Raw genomic sequence first — 16714 nt, 5'->3', positions numbered from 1 at the left:
ATGTGCCGGATCGGCCGCCGTCTCTCATTGTGATGGCCGATCCCGAGTGTTCATGTCGTCGTGCCAGGCGCGTCCGTCGGCAGCCCTGTAGTTGTTCCTTTCCGTGCGCTCAGGCGCGGCCGAGTTTCTCGGCACCGCCGCCCAGTGCCGGTCCGGCCGTCGGGTCTTCGTCCTCGGCGATGTCGCCGACGAGCGTCTCCGTCGTCAGGATCAGGGTGGCGACCGATGCAGCATTCTTCAGCGCCGTACGGGTGACGCGGACGGGGTCGATGATCCCGGCCTCGTACATATTCTGGAACTTGCCGAGAGCGGCGTTGTAGCCGTACCCGCCATTGACGCGTGTCACTTCCGCCACCACGGCCTCGGGATCGCCGCCGGCATTGGCGACGATGCGCCACAACGGCCGCGACAGTATCGACCTGACCAGCCGAACCCCGTCGGCGACATCGCCGTCGACCGAGGCCAGCACCGCGTCGAGGACCGGTGAGACCTGGGCGAGCGCGGCGCCGCCGCCGGCGACCACACCCTCCTCGGATGCTGCGCGCACGGCATGCAGCGAATCCTCGATCAGTTGGATCGTGCGCTTCTGCTCGACCGGGGTCACGCCGCCGGCATAGAGCACGGCCGTGCCGCCGGAGAGTTTCGCAAGCCGTTCGCGCAGCTTGTCCTGTTCGATGTTCGGGGGTGCCGCTTCATACTGGCGCTGCACCTGGGCGCGCCGTGCAGCGATCGCCGCCGTATCGCCGCCGCCGCGGATGACCGAAGTGTAGGATGCGCTCGTCCTCACCCGCTCGGCCGTGCCCAGATCGTCGGGCGTGACGTCCTCGAGGCGACCGCCGAGATCGCGCGCGATCACCCGGCCGCCGGTCAGAATCGCCAGATCCTCCATCATCGCCTTGCGCCAATGGCCGTATTCCGGCGGATGAACGACGAGATACCTGCCCGGCCCGTTCTTGCCGAGCAGCGTTACCACCACCTCAGGCGACATTTCCTCGGCAACGACAAGCAGTGGCCTGCCCGCCTTGTCGGCGATGCTGCGGGCAGCGTCGAGCGCCTGCGGCTCCTTGATCTTGAGGTCCGTCATTAGGATGAAGGGCCCGTCGAGTACGACCTCCATCCGCTCCTGGTCGGTGACCATGTGGTGGGAAAGATAGCCGCGCTCGAAGGACATGCCCTCGACAACGTCGAGCGTCGTTTCGGTCGTCACGCTGAAGTCGGTGGTGATGACGCCTTCGGCCCCGACCCGCTCGTAGGCCTCGGCGACAAGCGCGCCGAGCTTGGGATCCGTTGCGGCGATATTTGCGACAGCTGCCAGGCTGCCGTTGGAGCTGGCCGGTTTCGCCGAGGACTTCAGCGCTTCGACGACCTTTGTCACGGCCAGGTCGATGCCCTTGCACAGGTCCACCGACTTGGCGCCCCGTTCATTGGCCTCGACGCCACCCTGGACCAGGGCATTGGCGAGCACGATCGCTGTCGTCGTCCCGTCGCCGGCGATCTCATTGGTCTGCATGGACACTTCCCGGACCACCTGCGCGCCCATGTTCTCGAAGCGGTCGTGCAGTTCGATCTCCGAGGCGATGCTGACGCCGTCGCGGGTCACCATCGGCGTGCCGATGGGCCTGTCTATCATCGCATTCATGCCTTTCGGCCCGAGCGTCGGCTCGACCGCCGCCGCGAGCTGGAAAACGCCACGCGCAAGCGCGCGGCGGGCATGGGAGTTGTGGATCATAAGTTTGGGCATGACTCCTCCTTCCGCCGAGAGGGCGGTTTGCTTCCGGCCTCACACGAGGCCCTGCTTCAGTTCTGAACCCGGCGGGCGGCGCAGCTGACGTGTGGAACGCGATCCAGGATGAAGTCGACGAGCGTCGGCTCTCCGTCGACGAGGTCGAGCTCCTTGTACCTGGTCCCCTTCAAGCCACGGCACAGCGCGCCGTTGAACTCCATGTTGATGCGCACGCTGCGCAGCTCGGCGAGATAGGCGCCGAGAGCCGCAGGCGGAATCCGCTCCCCCTCCCAGGTCACGAAGGCGGGCTCGAAAAGCCGTCTGCCCGGCCAGCGGGCTATCAGCGCCTGCCTGTAGCGGGCCTTCTGGCTGATTACTTCGGCCGATTGCAGGCTGGCCGCGTCGTAGGCGGAAAGGTCCATCCCCACGATTTCGTCGTCGGTAAGGCGCTTTTGCCTCAGTGCCGCGAGCATCGCCTCCTGGCGACGCTTGAACGCTTTCATGCGGAAGATCTGCCGCAATGCCTCGATATCCTGGTCGCCGGCCAGTTCGCCGAAAATCTGGCCGAACGACTTGCCTTCCTCGATGCCGCGATTGACCTCCTCGGCGAACATATGGTCGTGCAGCCTGACCTGGTAGGCCGGCGACCAGGACAGCGCGTCCAGTGCCTGGCGGATGCCGTCAAGCATCAGGAAGGCGAAGTTGGGCGAGCACCAGTAAGTCGGCAGCCGGAAGTCGACCGCCACGCTGCCATCGCCGATCACCTCGGCCCGCTCGACGAAACCCATCGAGGTGATGGGCTCGTCGAGTTCCGGGTCGTTCACCTCTTCGAGGCGCAGCCAGAGCTCTGTCTCGCGCCTGCTGGACGTGCCGGCCGGGTTCATGGCGCCTACTCCGCCGCGATGCCGACGGGCGAGCCCGCGAACGCCGCCTTCCTGGCTGCGATGTCGATGTCGTAGAGCCGGACCGCATTGAGGCCGAGGATCTTCTCCTTGATCTCCGGCGTCAGGTCGACGCCCCGCTCCTTCTTGATGTCCTCGGGCAGTTCGAAGGCCCAGAACTTCTCGACCAGCCAACGCGGCGTCCAGATCGCATAGTCCGAACCGAACAACAGCTTGTCGGGGCCGACCCAGAACAGGAGCTCCGCGATGACCTCGGCGAAGTAGCGCGGCCGCGAATGGATGAAGGGCAGGGCCACGGCGAGGCCGCCATAGACGTTGGTCTCCTGGACTGCGATCCAGCAGAAGTCGTCGAGGCGCGGCAGGCCGCAATGCTCGATGATCCAGTTGAGGTTCTGGAAGTCGGTCGCCGCATGGTCGACGTCATGGACATCGAAGGCGTCCTTGCTGAGCGGTATGATCGTCGGCCCCTTGTGGACGTGTATGTTCTTGATGCCGAGCTTTTCGCAGAGCTCGAAACACTTGTAGGCCTGCGGGTCGTGGAGCTTCCACCCCTTGGAGGCCCCATTCCACTCGGCCGTGTACATCTTCACGCCCTTGATGTCGTAGGTCTCCTTCATGAAATGAATGTATTCGAGCGCCTTCTCGCCGTCGCGCGGGTCGAAGGAGCCGTTCACGATGAAGCGTTCGGGATGACGCCTGGCCATCTCGGAGTTTCGCTCGAGCGTGTTGAAGCCGTTCTTGTAGAAGTCCTTGAGGTAGGTCGACTGCACGATCGCCACGTCGTCGGGCCCGTCGACGAAGAGGTCCCGATAGAGATCGTCGGCGCTGTATTTCTCGAACTTCTCCTTGGGCCAAAGCTGGTCCGACGGGCTCAGCGAGGTGTGATAGCCGTAAAAGCAGTCGATGAACTGCTTGCCGTGGACATTGCTCTGATTGGCCGGGCTGCCGTCCCAGAAATGGGTGTGGCCGTCGACGACGAAGATTTCCTTGCCTTCCGGGGTAGTGAACATTTGTGCCTCCGCAAAAAACCGTATTGGTCGGCCGGCGCGCCGCGTGTCGCGACGCACCGGGGCTTGGGCTTGCTCAGATGTATTCGAAGACCTCGTCCATATCGCCGAACAGGATCACCGTGTTGTCGTCGATGCGGACCATTCGCCCGTAGTGGGTGGAGGTATTGACCTCGAAGATCTCGGCGGTCATATCGCGGCCGAGATATTCGCTGATCTCGTCCATCTTGAAGATCAGCTTGCCGTTGCCGTCGATGCGGATCATCGCAGGCTGATAGGTGACGGTAACGCCCGGTTTCTTGGCCATGAACTCGGCGATCGCCCGGGCCTCGACCGAATCGTTCATCGTTACCCCGCACTGGTGCGAGATGGTCTGCTCGAAGGTGATGTCCTTCATCGACTTGAAGATGTTGGACTGGCTTGCGTCGCGTGCTGCTGTTGACATGTCTGTGTCTCCCTTGTTCAGTCCTTGAGGCCCAGTTCGCCGAGGATCTGGCCGATCCGCTCCTCGGACTGGGCGCGGACGTCATCGAACGAAATCGGCTTGGAGTGCGGCATCGACCAGATCGGCTGCAGGCCGAGGGCCGCCTTGTCGGCAAGCGAGCGGTGCTTCTTCAGCCAGCCCTGGAAGAGCTTCTGGTTCCCCGCGCCATGCTTGTCGTCGTGGGCGAGCAGGTAGATGAGGTCGATGGTGTTGGCGAGGTTGCGCTCGTAGTCGGCCTCGGCCGCCGAAATTACCGGCGGAGTGATGAAGTCGTGGTTGGCTGCCGCCACCTGCATCAGGAAACCGGAGCGGAACAGTTCGCCCACCAGCGGCTCGAAGACGATGTTGATGGCGAAATACTGCTCGAGATAGTCGGACGTGCCCATGATCGTCTCGACCGCCTCACGCGTGCCCTGCCAGATGCGGTCCTCGAGCCAGGACTTCTTGCCGACCTCGTCGTCCCAGCCTGGGATGTCCATGCCGATTTCGGCGAGGTAGAGCGTGATGTCCTGTGCGAGCCTCAGCTTGTAGGACGAGTTGGTCAGCGTCGCGTTGTTGATCATCTGGGTGTAGCCGTAGCGCTGCGCCTGCATCAGCGACGTACCCAGGCCAAATTCGGCGTGCTTCCAGGCGCCGAGATGGGCTTGCAGGATCTTTGCCCAGACCTTGTCGAAGGTCTTCGGTGCGCCGGCCCTGCGGGCGTTGGCGATGACGCTCTGCACCATCGTCTCGATCTTCGACTGGCGCTGATAATGCGTACGCTCCCATTCCTGGTCGGGCGCGCGGAAGGCATGCCAGTTGGAACTGAGCGCGGCGGTGTTGTCCTTCACATAGGCCCCCTTGCCGGTGGCGAATGAGATGATCCAGTCCTGGATCAGGTAGCGCTCCGGATCGGGCTGCACGTCTACGGTGACGTCCTCGTAATGTGTCGCGCGTTGGCCCCTGGGATCGAAATAGCGGTATTTCCGGCTGTCGGAATCGGAGAATATGGCGGCGCCTGCGGCGCCCGACCCGACCGAACTCGAAGTTGCAGGCATAGTCCTCACTCCCTTGTTGCAGTTGCTTTCGAAGTCCCGCGGCGGCGGTTCTCAATGTCCCGGCGTGCCGCCGGACGAGGTGGTGAACTTGTCGAAGAAGATGCGCTCGCTCTCGAAGCCGTTCATGAACAGGACCGGCTGCAAGGCGTCGATCATCGGTGGCGGGCCACAGGCATAGACGTCGCCCTGCCCGTCCACGGCGAGTTGCTTGAGCTTGGCGTCGACGCGTTCGTGGACGAAGCCGCGTTCGCCTTGCCAGGCAGAATCGCCGTTGGCATGCGACAGCACCGGAATGAAGTTCACTTCCGGATGCCGCTCGACGAGGTCGGCTATCCTGTCGAGATGGAACAGGTCTTCGCGGGTACGCGCGCCGTAGAAGAAATAGACCGGCCGCTTCTCGCCGCTCTTCAGGTGATCGTTGAGGATCGACCAGATCGGCGACATGCCGGAACCGGCGCCGACCAGGACTAGGGGTCCGTCACGACCTTCGCGACGGAAGCAGGTTCCGTAGGGTCCGACGACGTTGACCTCGGCTCCGACCCGGATGCCTCCTGAGTCCAGTTCTCCGGAGAATTTTCCTTCGGGATATTTCTTGATGATGAAGGCAAGTTTTTCGGTTTGGTCCGGCGTATTTGCCATGGAGAACGAGCGCGTAATCGTCTCCCCTTTTTCCGTGGTGACCGTGATGTCGACATATTGGCCGGCCCAGAATTTCATCGGGGAGTTGGGTTCGATCTCGATGCCGCGGATGTCGTGCGTCAGCCGCTCGATATGGGAGATGCGGCCCTGATACGACTTCACGGCGATCGACTTCGACAGGACCTCCTCGTCATAGTTGAGAAGTTCGACTTCCATGTCGGAGTAGGCGAGCGCTCGGCAAAGCAGGATGTGGCCGCTGTCCTTCTCCATGTCGTTGAGCGCGAAGGTCGAATAGCGGAGCATGTCGACCTCGCCGTCGAGCAGCACGCATTTGCAGGCCGAGCATTGCCCCTCCTTGCAGCCGTGCGGCAGCGCGATTCCCTGGCGGAACGCCGCATTGAGCACCGTCTCGCCGCTTTCGACCTCGAATTCGACGCCGACGGGCTCCAGGCGCACTGTGTGAGCGTCACTCATTAAACTAGTCTCCCGATAGCGAGTATCTTCAGTGGTGCTCTTGGCTTCTGGCCGAGCGAACTCCTGTAGCCGGCCGTCACCTTTCTCCAGTCGTCTGCGGGCGGATGCGCCCCGGTGACGGCGAATACGGTTGCTGCGATCGCGGCCCAGGCCGCGATGGCGATGGGCAGGGCTAAGCGGGCATGTGTCATGTCGACCACCAGGCGTTGGGCGGGCCGGCCGGAACCGGCCCGCCTGGCCGTCAGTTGAACGGCGAGATGGTGAAGCCCGCGCGGTATTCGGCGAGGTGCTTCTCCCGGTCTGCCGGGCTCATTTCGCGCAGCAGCGTCAGCGGCGACTGAAGGGTGTGCCCGCGAACGTCATCGAGGGTCCACATTTCCTTGTTGTCGAAGCGCAGGTGCGGCTGCGGGACCAGGGTCTTGCCATCGGAGCGGACGAAGTTGAGGTCCTTGATCGCGTCGGCGAGATCCCAGCCGTGGTAGAGCGTCTCCCACTCACGCTTGCCGCTGAAGCGTCCCATCGCCGGCGTCGGACGGCCCTGGTATTCGTCGGAGAACGCCTCGACGGCGGTCCAGCGATCGAGCTCGTGGGCAAAGGTGTAGAGCTTGCCGTCGATTTCGTCGGTCACCATGTCCTCTCGGATGAGGCACGGCACCAGGCAGCTCCAGCAGCGGTGCGGATAGACGTAGCCGACGTCTTCGTTGAAGGTGATGATCTTCTCGCCGCGATGGCTGAGCTTGTCATACCACTTCCAGAAATCGCCGAACTGGGCGTACCAGCCCGGGTATTTCTGCTCGAACCACTCGAAGTCCTGCTCGCGCTGGGCCTCGATGCGCCAGAAATTCACCGGCCAGCCGACCGCGAAGAACTGAGCGACCTTGTGGACATAGAGCTTCTCGGTGAGGCGCTTCCAGGCGGTCTGGACGTCGTCGTGGTGGATCTTGATGCCGTATTTTTCGAGCGGCAGCATGTAGGTGCGGTAGTAGTCCTCGAAGATCCAGCGGTGCCACATCTCCGCGTAGGACTCCTTGTTCTTGTCGCGGTTGGTGGTGCCGTATTCGATGAAGGTGCCGATCGCGGCGTCCACGATGGCGTGGTTCTGCCAGAAGGCGTAGCGCAGGTCGCGTTCGAGCAGCAGGTGGTTTTCCGGCTCCTTGAGCGCCGCCATCAGCAGCGAGTGGCCATTGCCGATGTGGCGGCTTTCATCCGACTGCACCGAGAGGAAAACGGTCGGCAGCGCATAGTCGCCGTTGCGGGCGGCTTCTGAAGGCATGGCGACGAACAGCGTGTTGGTGAAGGCGGTTTCGGCAACGACCGTGAGGTACATGCAGGCCGCGGTCATCGTGTCGCCGGTGATGAAGCCTTCGCCGAACTGGCGCCCGATGGTCGTGGCGTAGCACTTGCCGAAGGCTTCCTCGGTGATGTCGAAGCCGGCCGGATCGATGTAGTTCTCCATGTACCATTTCTTCAGGTTCATCTGGATGGTCGAGTGGCGGAACTCGTCGACCATCTGCATAGTGAAGCCGGTACGCAGATCCTCGCCGGGGGCCAGGCGCGCGACCATCGCCATCGAACGGGCTGCGGAGATCTCAGGGAACGGGATGATGGCGAGGAAGAGCTTCATCCATTCCACCCAGCGCGGCTCGACATTGCGGAACATGTCGCCGCGCAGCGCGGCATCGAGCGCGCCGTAGACGCGGTTGTCCTTCTCCTCCTGCATCGGGAAATAGGACCGCAGGACCTGCTTCATCGGGTCGCGCGGCGCCTTGGTGATCTTGTAGTCCGTCGGAAACGTCATCGCTTCCTGCACGTAGGTCGGATTCCAACCGAGGTCGGAAATCTTCTTGGTCGCCTCGCCGACGGAAATTCCCCGCTGCGAAGTAATCTTGTTGAGCGTCAAAGACGTCATATCCATAAGCCTCCACTGGATTGCGCCGCGGGCCCCATGACCCCGGCAGGAAGCGGCACACATCACCGCCAGTTGAAGTTCGAGCGGCGCGCCGAAGGGTGGCGCCGTCAGGCGCGACCCGTGGCCAGCCGTTCAAGTGGATCACGGCAAAGGTGTCGGAAGAGCCCTTCGGCTGCCCGCCGACTCGGCCCGCATCGCTGGCGCGCCGTCGAACGGACCGACCGAAAACCTGTCTCCTCCATTCCTTCGTTCTTGTGGCACCGCGTCGATGCGCGGCGGGCTTCTTATACGAAGGGATGAAGCAAGGGTCGTGCCAACTCGACCAAACGCTTGTCGTACCGCCAAATCGCGGCTCCGTGACAATCGGCAAAGGACCGTTGCGGCAAAATTGTAACGTTCCTTTACATTCGTAATTTACAAATGTAACTGTATTTATATTTCGCTCCTGCAACATTTCTTCTTAGCATTTGCACAAAAAGCAATGATCGACACCAATTGATATTTGGAGTATCTACCCGGTACCGCGAGCGTGGCTCGCCGCCTCATCTGGAAATGACCATGACCGACAAGGATGGACTGCCGCCTCAGCCCGCCCAGCCGCATGACTGGAGCCAGGATGTGACCACCGACCTGGTGCGCCTGATGCCGCGCGACCTGATCTTCACGATGCGGTTCCTGGGCGAGAGCCAGCACCGTCTGCAGCGCCACTTCCAGGACTTCATCGAAGCCGAGATGGCCTCTGGCGGCATGACCCGGCAAACCCATCCGATGATTCATGCCTTCATCGAGCGCCACGCCATCGTGTTGCGCGACTTCGTCTTTTCAGGCGTCTCGCTGTCGCGCCAATTCCATGTCGACGAGATCGAGAAACTGCTGGGCGACGCCACCTCGCTGCTGCGCGTCGACATCTGGGACGACCTCAAGAGCCATATCGAGGCAGCGGAAAGGCAATTCAGATCACAGGTTCCCGGCCTGCCCCACCTGCTTTCCGCCTGGGAGACCTCGACGCCGGCCTCCGCGGAGGACGGCCAGTGAGAGCCCGCTCAGTGTCGCAAGCCAGCGCCCCGCCATGCGCCAAGGATCGACGCCGGGCTTTCGCGCAGCGCCCTGTGCGCATCCGCCATCAGCCTTTCCGCCATATCCGGATCGAGCGCGGCAAGTGCGGCCTGCGCTTCAGCCGTCGCGCCCGCATCGTTCGCCACGCGATCGACCGCAGCGAAGCATGGATGGTCGCGCCCCAACCGGCGTTCGATCGCTTCGCCGAGCGCGCTGAAGAACTGCTTGCCGATCATATCGAACATCCCGGCGTCGCCTCACCTTTGGCTGCAAAGCACAGCCTGCCTCTGCAGACGTGCCCTGACGATAGGGGTTCGCGATGAGCGATCAAGCCTCCTCGGTCGATCTTCTCGAACGCCGCCTGACCCTGGTCGGCGAAGTCTCGGCATTCAACGCACAAGCGTTGAGACTCGTCCAGATGCTCGCCGGAGCCGAGATGGAGATGCTCCGGCTCGAACTCGAAGCCGCCAAAACGGGCGCCCGCACGGAACTGGTGCAAGACTTGCATGAGGCTGAAGAGCACGCCGCGGCAATCCAGGTCCGGCTGGGCGAATGCAACGACCGGATCGCCGAAGTCGAACAGGAAGTCACCGAGATCGACCGCCTGCTTGCAATGGCGCCGGACGGGAGGAAGAACACATGAATCAGCAATCGATCCGCAACCTTACGCTTTTCGATCTTCTGGCGCGCAGTTGGCAGCGTCCTTCAGCCATCGCCGGAATATGTTTCAGCATCGACGGCTCGGCCGTGGGGTTCGCGGAGGCCGACGGCAGCGTCGCCATCGCGCCGACCGTCGATGCCGAGCCGCCGGAAGCACGTATCAGGGTCAGCGCCGACCTCGGCCAGACGACGATCAGGCCGCGAAAAGAGTCGCCGGCTCCGATCATCTCCGCCGCAATTCGCCGCGATCGCGGCGCCCCGCTGGCGACCCATCGCGAGTCGGGATTCGTCTGCGGCGGCGGAACCGGCGACGTGCTCAGCCTCAGCCGCTCCGGGGAGGTGGAATGCACGCTGTTCAGGACGGAAGGTCCGGTTGTCGCGGTCGAGCATTCGCCGCGAACCGGCATCATCGCCGCGACGGATGGCGACCAGCTCTATCTGTCACGCGGACGAGGAGCGATCGCCCGCTACGGGCGCGGCCCGGGCTCTCGGATCGAGGCGCTCGCCATATCTCCGGACGGGAGCCGGATTGCCGCCTCCTATGCCGATGGTCTGTCGGTCTGGCGATTGGAAGGGTCGGCTGCGGCGCCGCGGGAAATCGGCCTGCCCTCGCGCCCCCGCACCTTGCGCTGGGATGCGCAGGGCAAGACGCTTGCCTGCAGCCTGGAGGGCGGCGGGTTCGGTCTGGTCGATCTGGAGAGCGGACGGGTCGAAACGTTCGGTGACTTCCCCGCCCCGGTGCGCATGCTGGCCTGGAGTGGTCCCGCGAATGCGGTCGTCGCATCCGGCGCGTTCCGCATCGCGGCCTGGTCCATGAAGCCGTCGCCAGGTGTCGACGACCATGGCGCGCTTGTCACCGGGCGCCCCGGCTTGGTGCTGGTGGAGGCGGTAGCGGCGCATCCGAAACGGGAGATGGTGGCGGCCGGCTACGCCAATGGCCAGGTCGTGATCGCCCAGATCGGCCGGCGCGACGAGATGCCGGTCAGGGCATCGGGCAGAGCGATCACCGCGCTTGCCTGGTCACCGGACGGCAGACACCTCGCAGTCGGAGACGCGGGCGGCACTGCCGCGATCGTCACCTTCCCGCCGCAAATATTCAAGTAGCCCGCAGTCAGGAGGAGACAATGCAGACGCAACTCACCGCCGAAGAACAGAGCAAGGACGAGTTCTTCCAGCAACTCGCAAAGCTGTCCGAGCAGATGGTGGCCAAGCATGGCAAGGATTTCAGCATGGGTGCGCTGGTATTGGCCGCGCGCTGGATCGCCGAAAACCGGATTGGCGAGGCCAGGTCGAACTAGCCGATGCAGCGATATTGCGGCGGGCTCAAGCCGGAGCCTGCCGCCCGGCCCGCTCCGACTGATGGAGCAGGCAGACCGTCCGCAACATGGAAGCGAGGTTCGACACGCCGTTATGCAATTCGATCGCCTCGTCATGCAATGCCGAGATGAACTTGGAGGTCGACAGGCCTTCGCCGCGGGCGATCTCGTCGAGCACGCTCCAGAATGCGGATTCCAGCCGGATGCTGGTGGAATGACCGGCGATCCGAAGCGAGCGACTCACCGGCTGGAACCGCCGCGGGTCCTGTGTCGCCAAGACGCGGCACATATCCGTCCCTCCCATCTGCGTCATCCTCCCGGGTTCTCGTCTCCAAACGCCCCCGCGGCACCCGTCGCCAGACGCTGTTGCAACGTCGACCCGCCGCCGGAGCCGCCGCCAGCGAGACGGCTCGACACCCAGCGAGGCTGTCGGCCTCGCTGGGGCGCGCGCCTAGGGAACAAGCACGGCGCGGCCGTGGATCCTTCCGTTGTTGAGATCGTGCAGCGCCCGGTTGGCGTCGGCGAGCCGGTATTCGACCGTCGTCAGGTCGACCAGGCCGCGATCGGCGAGCGCCATCAGTTCGACCAGTTCGGCCCATGTGCCGACCAGGTTGCCGATGATGTTCTTCTCGGTGATCACCATGTCCACGGTCGGCACGCGGATGTCCTCGCCATAGCCGACGACATAGTAGCTGCCCATCGGCCGCGTCATGGCGAGGCCCTTGGCGGTGGTGCCACGCTCGCCGACGAAGTCTATCACCGCTTCCGCGCCCTGGCCGTCGGTCAGCGACAGTACCGCCTCGACCTCGTTGCCGTCGGCCATGACCCGACTGTCCGCCCCGATCTTGGCTGCGAGCGCCAGCGAAGCTTCGGACTTGTCGACGACGATGACGTCGGCCGCGCACATCGCCTTGAGACACTGGACGGCGATGTGGCCGAGGCCGCCGGCGCCGATGACGACGCAGCTCTCGCCCGGCAAGAGGTGGCGCGTCGCCTTCTTGACTGCGCGATAGGCTGTCAGGCCGGCATCGGCATAGGGCGCGACTTCCTTGGGCGCCAGCGTCCTGGGCAGCGGTACGATGTTGCGTTCGGAGGTGCACAGATACTCGGCATATCCACCGTTGCAGTCGAGCCCGGGGAACGTGCCTGGGCCATGCATGTCGAAGCCGCGGCGGCAGGCCAAGCACGTGCCGCCCGAGATCTTGGGATGGACTATGACCGGATCGCCGACCTTGATGCCTTCGACCTCCTTGCCCACGGCTTCGACCCAGCCGGCATTTTCATGCCCCATGATCAGCGGCAGCAATCCGTTGCCGTTCGGGTCCATATGCGGGCGCCAGACGCCCTCGATGATATGCAGGTCCGTGCGACACACGCCGGCGCCGCCGATGCGCACAATGACGTCGGTCGACTTGGTGATCTTCGGGTCGGGCACATCCTGGAGCGACACCCATTGGTCGGCCTTCAGGCTGTCGTCGTAGCTGGTCAGAACCTGCGCTTTCATTGCTCTCTCCCTTGCGGCCGGGGGCCTCGATCCGGCCTTCATCCCATTGTTTCGCAAGCCACGTGCCAACCAAAGAAAATTAATAGAATCAAACATTTGATTGATACGGACCGACAGGCGCCTGTTCGGCGGCTGAACGGTCGCGCGAAAGAACTGTTCAGTTTGTGGCTATCGCGGATCCATTGTCCTGGCCGGGTTTTTCGGCCCGCAAACGCGCTTGGGAGGAACCATGCAGCACCCGTCCGGAATTGATCGAGCCCGAGCAGCGCTGGAACGCGGCGACCGCGTTCCAGCCGGCGCACTGTCGCCGGCCGTCGCCGAAAGCTGGCAGCGCTGCCGCGACCTCGGCCTTGATCCACGCGCCACGCCGCAGGGCAGCGTGATCGCGTTCGCCGACGTCAACCGCCGGCGGCAAGCCAATGCCGCGCTCCGCCGTCTGGCGCTCGCCGAAATGCAGCTCTTGCACACGCAGATCGCGGGTTCGAACTTCATGATCGCACTCGGTGATGCCGACGGCGTGGTGCTCGACACGATCAGCGACCAGCGTTTCGCGGAAAGTGCGGCAGGCCGCTCCATCATTCCCGGCAGCGTCTGGAACGAGAGCGAACGCGGCACCAACGCACTCGGCCTCGCCGCCTTGCGGCGCGAGCCAACCGCCATCTACGGTCGGGAACACTATTTCTCCTGCCACGGTCACCTGAGCTGCATGGCCGCACCGATCCTCGATGCCGCCGGCCGGACACTGGGACTGCTCGACGCTTCCTGCTCCGAGGAGGCCCGTCAGCAGCACACCCATGCGCTGGTCAGGATGGCAGCCGCGCAGATCGAGAACGGCCTGATCTTCCAGGAGCGCTCCCGGAATTTCATCTTCGCCTTCCATCCGCGTATGGAATTTCTCGACACGCTGTCAGCCGGTCTCGTTGCCGTCTCCCGGGACGGCGAGGTCCTGTCGCTCAACCGCCAGGGGGCCAATCTGCTGGCCGGGCTGCCGACTGCGCTCGGGGTCCATTTCGACGCGCTCTTCGACGCCGGCTTCGGCTCGACGATGGACGGGCTTCTCAATGGCGGCGTCATCCGCATACGCGATCGCGCCGGCAGCGGGGTGTTCATGGTCTGTCGCCAGATCGGCCGACGCAGCATCGCCGAAACACGGCATCCGGCGGGCGCGCAGCCGGCACTGATTGGATCGCCCGACGCACCGGACTTCGTTTGCGACGATCCCCTCCTCAAGCGGCAGATGGCCGATCTCGCCGAAGCCACGGCCCTGCGCATGCCGGTTCACATCACGGGCGAGACCGGCACCGGCAAGGAATTGATGGCTCGCCATGTCCACGGGCTCAGCGGCCGCAAGGGCGAATTCGTGGCGCTCAATTGCGGCGCGGTGCCCGAAGCGCTTTTCATCGCCGAGATATTCGGCCATGAGCGCGGCGCCTACACCAATGCGCGCGCCGAGGGTGCGCCAGGGCTCGCCCGCGCTGCCGATCGTGGCACGCTGTTTCTCGACGAGGTCGCCGACATTCCACCGGCCGCGCAAACGGCTCTCCTGCGTTTCCTGGACAGCATGGAGGTGCGCGCGGTCGGCGGACAGAAGACGCACAAGGTCGATGTGCAGATTGTCTCTGCAACCAACCGGAACCTCGAGGAGATGGTTGCGGCGCGAGAATTCCGTGCCGATCTGCTCTACCGGCTCAACGCTTACACAGTTCGCCTGCCGCCGCTGCGCTCCAGATCGGACTTCGCCATGATCGTCCAGCATCTCATGCAGAAGATCGCGCCGGGCAAGGCGATCACCGATGCCGCGATCGCGCGGCTGTCGCAGCGCAACTGGCCGGGCAACATCCGCGAGCTTCATTCGGTCCTGCAGCGCGCGCTGGTGCGGCGACACCTCGAATTTGTCGACGAGGCGTCATTTGCGGACTGCGAGGAGGTGCCCCACGACAGTTGCGACGATTGCCGCGACCATCCCATGAGCCGACACCGGTGTCGCGAGATCAGAAGCACGTTTCGCGCCTCGGGCGCGAACGTCTCGAAGACCGCCCGGCTGCTTGGCCTCTCCCGTACCACCGTCTACAAGCACGTCCGATGAGCGGCCGGTAGCGGGATACCACCCAGCCGACCCCGGCCCGGGCATGATCCGGGCTCTGCCCGAAACGCCCGAAGAGGAAAACATGGCCAAGGCAATACACAGCATGATCCGGGTGCTCGACGAAAAGCGGTCACTCGATTTCTACGAACGCGCCTTCGGGCTGTCGGTCGCGGCACGTTTTGAGTTCGACAGTTTCACCCTCGTCTATCTCAGCAACGCCGAGGCCGACTTCGAGATTGAACTCACCATCAACAAGGGGCGCACCGAGCCCTATTCGCTAGGCGACGGCGACGGGCACATCGCCTTCTGTACCGACGATCTCGACGCCGAACACGCCCGTTTCACCGAGGCCGGCCTGGCCCCGCGCAAGGTGGTCGAACTTGACCGGGACGGCGTTCTGCTTGCCCGCTTCTTCTTCGTCGCCGACCCCGACGGCTATCAGATCGAGGTGTTGCAGCGGCACGGCCGTTACCGATAGCCGCACCGGGCACTGCCAGACGCTGTAACCATCTCCAAGGCCACGGGTGGCCATACGGCCGCGGCGTCCCGCTCAGGTCGCCCTCCCCCATCGGACCCGAACGGGCGCCGGTTCAAGCCTTGGTCAGCGTGGCTTCGATCGCTTCGACGCCATGACCGGCGAGGTCCTTGGCGAGCTCGCCGACCAGCCGCGACCTGAGCTCGGCATGATAGTGCCGGCGCATTTCGCCGAGCGTCCTCGGATCGGCGATCACGAAGAGCGGCCCGACGGCTCCTGCCAGCACCTGCTGGTTGAGATGGTCGGTTGCGGCTGCGGCAAAGCCGTCCTCGCTCTGGCGCGTGTCGTCGGGATTGGCGGCGCTGCTCCTGTGACGCAGCCCGGATCCGGCATTGACGGCCGCCAGCTCCGGCGTCTCGACGGCAACCAGCCTGACATGCGGCTCGGCCGCCTTGTTGCGGAACAGGCGCAGCCTCTCTCCGTCGGCTACGGCAACGGTCGCATCGTTCGGCAGTATCATTCGTCTTCTCCTGTTCGTAGCGGGTTCGAAATCCGCGCCTTGCTTTCGGCCATCCCGCCGGCGGTCGCCTTGATCCGCATCAAATGCCCCCGCCGGTGCGGCGGAGCGTTGCAGCCGAAGCATGGTATGTGGGAACGAGCGAATCCGCCGAGCCCTCGCGGGCCGGCTGCCGGCAGTTCCGCTTCGGCGACGGAAATAGCCGCCGAAAGCGCCCGGAGGGATTTCGACAGCGTTGCGCGCTCCCGGAACGGAAAAAGGCTTCGGACGGCAGGGCCGTCCCGATGTCCCGTCTTATCCGGCATCGTCCGGTTCGGGGCCACCGTCCGACATCGCCGTCAGCCTCATAGCGACGCGATCCAGTGTCTTGTTGAGCCGCTCGCGATCGGCTTTCGATACGTCGCTGAATGACGCCTCGAGTATCTTCTGGGCAACGGCTCTCGCGAACACCGCCTGGCGGCGGCCTTCTTCCGTGAGGCTCACCTGGGTGATACGCGCATCGCTCGCGCTGACCTGCGTCTTGACCAGTCCTTCAGCCGCCATCTTCTGGACGACCTTGGTGGTGGTGTTCAGGCGGAGAATGGCAAAATCCGCGATTTCGGATACGCCAAGGCTGCCATATTCGTAGAGTGACGACAGGACGCGCCAGCGCGACAGGTTGATGCCTTGCGGCTTGAGCTGCTGTTCCAGGACAAGTGCATACTGGGCATTGACCCGGCTGATCCAATAGTAGGGCCAGTCGCGCATCGGCGGAAAAGACCGGGTGTTCTTCTTTTCGTCCTGCATCCAGACATCCGCCCGCGGGATAAAGACATGCGCAAAATCAAGAATCTACAGCATGCCGCATGAATCCTTTTTCACGCGGCATGCTGTAGGCCGGCACCTCTGGCATGAAGCCGGAAGACGGTCAACGTGTCGGACCGGC

General features: G+C 63.9%; 18 protein-coding genes. 6 read left to right on the top strand and 12 right to left on the bottom strand.

Features of this window, described 5'->3' with window-relative positions; genetic code table 11:
- Window positions 1-109: 109 nt before the first annotated feature.
- The 7 genes from groEL to JN302_RS12335 all read right to left on the bottom strand — a co-directional run bounded on the left by groEL (window position 110) and on the right by JN302_RS12335 (window position 8181).
- Window positions 110-1741, bottom strand: a complete 1632-nt coding sequence (groEL, locus tag JN302_RS12365) for a molecular chaperone GroEL (protein WP_202333047.1) — start codon at window positions 1739-1741, stop codon at window positions 110-112.
- A 56-nt stretch (window positions 1742-1797) separates the two neighbouring features.
- The gene (locus tag JN302_RS12360) at window positions 1798-2607 is read right to left on the bottom strand and encodes an iron-sulfur cluster assembly protein (RefSeq protein ID WP_202333046.1); all 810 of its coding nucleotides are present in this window, start codon (window positions 2605-2607) and stop codon (window positions 1798-1800) included.
- A 5-nt stretch (window positions 2608-2612) separates the two neighbouring features.
- Complete coding sequence (locus JN302_RS12355; protein ID WP_202312490.1) at window positions 2613-3635, bottom strand: amidohydrolase family protein; 1023 nt, start codon at window positions 3633-3635, stop codon at window positions 2613-2615.
- A 73-nt stretch (window positions 3636-3708) separates the two neighbouring features.
- Window positions 3709-4077, bottom strand: a complete 369-nt coding sequence (locus JN302_RS12350) for an MmoB/DmpM family protein (RefSeq protein ID WP_202312489.1) — start codon at window positions 4075-4077, stop codon at window positions 3709-3711.
- Window positions 4078-4094: 17 nt separating this feature from the next.
- Window positions 4095-5153 carry an aromatic/alkene monooxygenase hydroxylase subunit beta gene (locus JN302_RS12345; protein ID WP_202333042.1) on the bottom strand — a complete coding sequence of 353 codons (1059 nt, stop codon included), beginning with the start codon at window positions 5151-5153 and terminating at the stop codon, window positions 4095-4097.
- A gap of 51 nt (window positions 5154-5204) precedes the next feature.
- Entirely contained in the window at window positions 5205-6266 is a 1062-nt protein-coding gene (locus JN302_RS12340) for an NADH:ubiquinone reductase (Na(+)-transporting) subunit F (RefSeq protein ID WP_202312485.1), read from the bottom strand.
- Window positions 6267-6507: 241 nt separating this feature from the next.
- Entirely contained in the window at window positions 6508-8181 is a 1674-nt protein-coding gene (locus JN302_RS12335; RefSeq protein WP_446720722.1) for an aromatic/alkene/methane monooxygenase hydroxylase/oxygenase subunit alpha, read from the bottom strand.
- A gap of 552 nt (window positions 8182-8733) precedes the next feature.
- Between JN302_RS12335 and JN302_RS12330 the strand changes: the two genes are divergently transcribed.
- The gene (locus JN302_RS12330) at window positions 8734-9210 is read left to right on the top strand and encodes a hypothetical protein (RefSeq protein ID WP_202312478.1); all 477 of its coding nucleotides are present in this window, start codon (window positions 8734-8736) and stop codon (window positions 9208-9210) included.
- An 8-nt stretch (window positions 9211-9218) separates the two neighbouring features.
- Here JN302_RS12330 and JN302_RS12325 read toward each other — a convergent pair whose 3' ends face one another.
- Window positions 9219-9476: a hypothetical protein gene (locus tag JN302_RS12325; RefSeq protein WP_202333041.1), complete on the bottom strand. Its 258-nt coding sequence runs from the start codon at window positions 9474-9476 to the stop codon at window positions 9219-9221.
- Between the two features lie 74 nt (window positions 9477-9550).
- Between JN302_RS12325 and JN302_RS12320 the strand changes: the two genes are divergently transcribed.
- Genes JN302_RS12320 through JN302_RS12310 form a run of 3 tightly spaced genes read left to right on the top strand, consistent with a single transcriptional unit; the run spans window position 9551 to window position 11189 of the window.
- Entirely contained in the window at window positions 9551-9874 is a 324-nt protein-coding gene (locus JN302_RS12320) for a hypothetical protein (RefSeq protein ID WP_202333040.1), read from the top strand.
- Complete coding sequence (locus tag JN302_RS12315; protein ID WP_202333039.1) at window positions 9871-10995, top strand: WD40 repeat domain-containing protein; 1125 nt, start codon at window positions 9871-9873, stop codon at window positions 10993-10995. The genes JN302_RS12320 and JN302_RS12315 overlap by 4 nt, the downstream gene beginning before the upstream one ends.
- 20 nt (window positions 10996-11015) lie before the next feature.
- Window positions 11016-11189 carry a hypothetical protein gene (locus JN302_RS12310; RefSeq protein WP_202312470.1) on the top strand — a complete coding sequence of 58 codons (174 nt, stop codon included), beginning with the start codon at window positions 11016-11018 and terminating at the stop codon, window positions 11187-11189.
- Window positions 11190-11214: 25 nt separating this feature from the next.
- Here JN302_RS12310 and JN302_RS12305 read toward each other — a convergent pair whose 3' ends face one another.
- Both JN302_RS12305 and JN302_RS12300 read right to left on the bottom strand, forming a co-directional pair.
- Window positions 11215-11496 (bottom strand): ribbon-helix-helix domain-containing protein, encoded by a 282-nt coding sequence (locus JN302_RS12305; protein ID WP_202333038.1) that lies wholly within the window; start codon window positions 11494-11496, stop codon window positions 11215-11217.
- 162 nt (window positions 11497-11658) lie between these two features.
- A complete protein-coding gene (locus JN302_RS12300) occupies window positions 11659-12711 on the bottom strand; it encodes an NAD(P)-dependent alcohol dehydrogenase (protein ID WP_202333037.1) in 1053 nt (350 codons plus the stop codon).
- A 229-nt stretch (window positions 12712-12940) separates the two neighbouring features.
- Here JN302_RS12300 and JN302_RS12295 point away from each other — a divergent pair, with 229 nt between their 5' ends.
- Window positions 12941-14797, top strand: a complete 1857-nt coding sequence (locus tag JN302_RS12295; RefSeq protein ID WP_202333036.1) for a sigma-54-dependent Fis family transcriptional regulator — start codon at window positions 12941-12943, stop codon at window positions 14795-14797.
- Window positions 14798-14879: 82 nt separating this feature from the next.
- Window positions 14880-15275: a VOC family protein gene (locus JN302_RS12290; RefSeq protein WP_202333035.1), complete on the top strand. Its 396-nt coding sequence runs from the start codon at window positions 14880-14882 to the stop codon at window positions 15273-15275.
- A gap of 112 nt (window positions 15276-15387) precedes the next feature.
- On the opposite strand, the gene JN302_RS12285 is transcribed toward JN302_RS12290, so the two are convergent.
- The gene (locus tag JN302_RS12285; RefSeq protein ID WP_202333034.1) at window positions 15388-15792 is read right to left on the bottom strand and encodes a baeRF12 domain-containing protein; all 405 of its coding nucleotides are present in this window, start codon (window positions 15790-15792) and stop codon (window positions 15388-15390) included.
- 291 nt (window positions 15793-16083) lie between these two features.
- Window positions 16084-16575 carry a MarR family winged helix-turn-helix transcriptional regulator gene (locus JN302_RS12280; protein WP_202333033.1) on the bottom strand — a complete coding sequence of 164 codons (492 nt, stop codon included), beginning with the start codon at window positions 16573-16575 and terminating at the stop codon, window positions 16084-16086.
- Window positions 16576-16714 lie beyond the last annotated feature (139 nt).

The organism is Mesorhizobium sp. L-8-3 (assembly GCF_016756615.1).
GTDB lineage: Bacteria > Pseudomonadota > Alphaproteobacteria > Rhizobiales > Rhizobiaceae.
This window is presented reverse-complemented; position numbering and strand designations above follow the sequence as displayed.

Bases quoted from the DNA above. Each gene is read 5' to 3' on its own strand.
- JN302_RS12350 (WP_202312489.1), bottom strand. From the start codon at position 4,077: ATGTCAACAGCAGCACGCGACGCAAGCCAGTCCAACATCTTCAAGTCG.
- JN302_RS12295 (WP_202333036.1), top strand. From the start codon at position 12,941: ATGCAGCACCCGTCCGGAATTGATCGAGCCCGAGCAGCGCTGGAACGC.
- JN302_RS12320 (WP_202333040.1), top strand. From the start codon at position 9,551: ATGAGCGATCAAGCCTCCTCGGTCGATCTTCTCGAACGCCGCCTGACC.
- JN302_RS12305 (WP_202333038.1), bottom strand. From the start codon at position 11,496: ATGTGCCGCGTCTTGGCGACACAGGACCCGCGGCGGTTCCAGCCGGTG.
- JN302_RS12280 (WP_202333033.1), bottom strand. From the start codon at position 16,575: ATGCAGGACGAAAAGAAGAACACCCGGTCTTTTCCGCCGATGCGCGAC.
- JN302_RS12340 (WP_202312485.1), bottom strand. From the start codon at position 6,266: ATGAGTGACGCTCACACAGTGCGCCTGGAGCCCGTCGGCGTCGAATTC.
- JN302_RS12290 (WP_202333035.1), top strand. From the start codon at position 14,880: ATGGCCAAGGCAATACACAGCATGATCCGGGTGCTCGACGAAAAGCGG.
- JN302_RS12360 (WP_202333046.1), bottom strand. From the start codon at position 2,607: ATGAACCCGGCCGGCACGTCCAGCAGGCGCGAGACAGAGCTCTGGCTG.
- JN302_RS12300 (WP_202333037.1), bottom strand. From the start codon at position 12,711: ATGAAAGCGCAGGTTCTGACCAGCTACGACGACAGCCTGAAGGCCGAC.
- JN302_RS12330 (WP_202312478.1), top strand. From the start codon at position 8,734: ATGACCGACAAGGATGGACTGCCGCCTCAGCCCGCCCAGCCGCATGAC.
- JN302_RS12345 (WP_202333042.1), bottom strand. From the start codon at position 5,153: ATGCCTGCAACTTCGAGTTCGGTCGGGTCGGGCGCCGCAGGCGCCGCC.
- JN302_RS12315 (WP_202333039.1), top strand. From the start codon at position 9,871: ATGAATCAGCAATCGATCCGCAACCTTACGCTTTTCGATCTTCTGGCG.
- JN302_RS12355 (WP_202312490.1), bottom strand. From the start codon at position 3,635: ATGTTCACTACCCCGGAAGGCAAGGAAATCTTCGTCGTCGACGGCCAC.
- JN302_RS12325 (WP_202333041.1), bottom strand. From the start codon at position 9,476: ATGTTCGATATGATCGGCAAGCAGTTCTTCAGCGCGCTCGGCGAAGCG.
- JN302_RS12335 (WP_446720722.1), bottom strand. From the start codon at position 8,181: ATGGATATGACGTCTTTGACGCTCAACAAGATTACTTCGCAGCGGGGA.
- groEL (WP_202333047.1), bottom strand. From the start codon at position 1,741: ATGCCCAAACTTATGATCCACAACTCCCATGCCCGCCGCGCGCTTGCG.
- JN302_RS12285 (WP_202333034.1), bottom strand. From the start codon at position 15,792: ATGATACTGCCGAACGATGCGACCGTTGCCGTAGCCGACGGAGAGAGG.
- JN302_RS12310 (WP_202312470.1), top strand. From the start codon at position 11,016: ATGCAGACGCAACTCACCGCCGAAGAACAGAGCAAGGACGAGTTCTTC.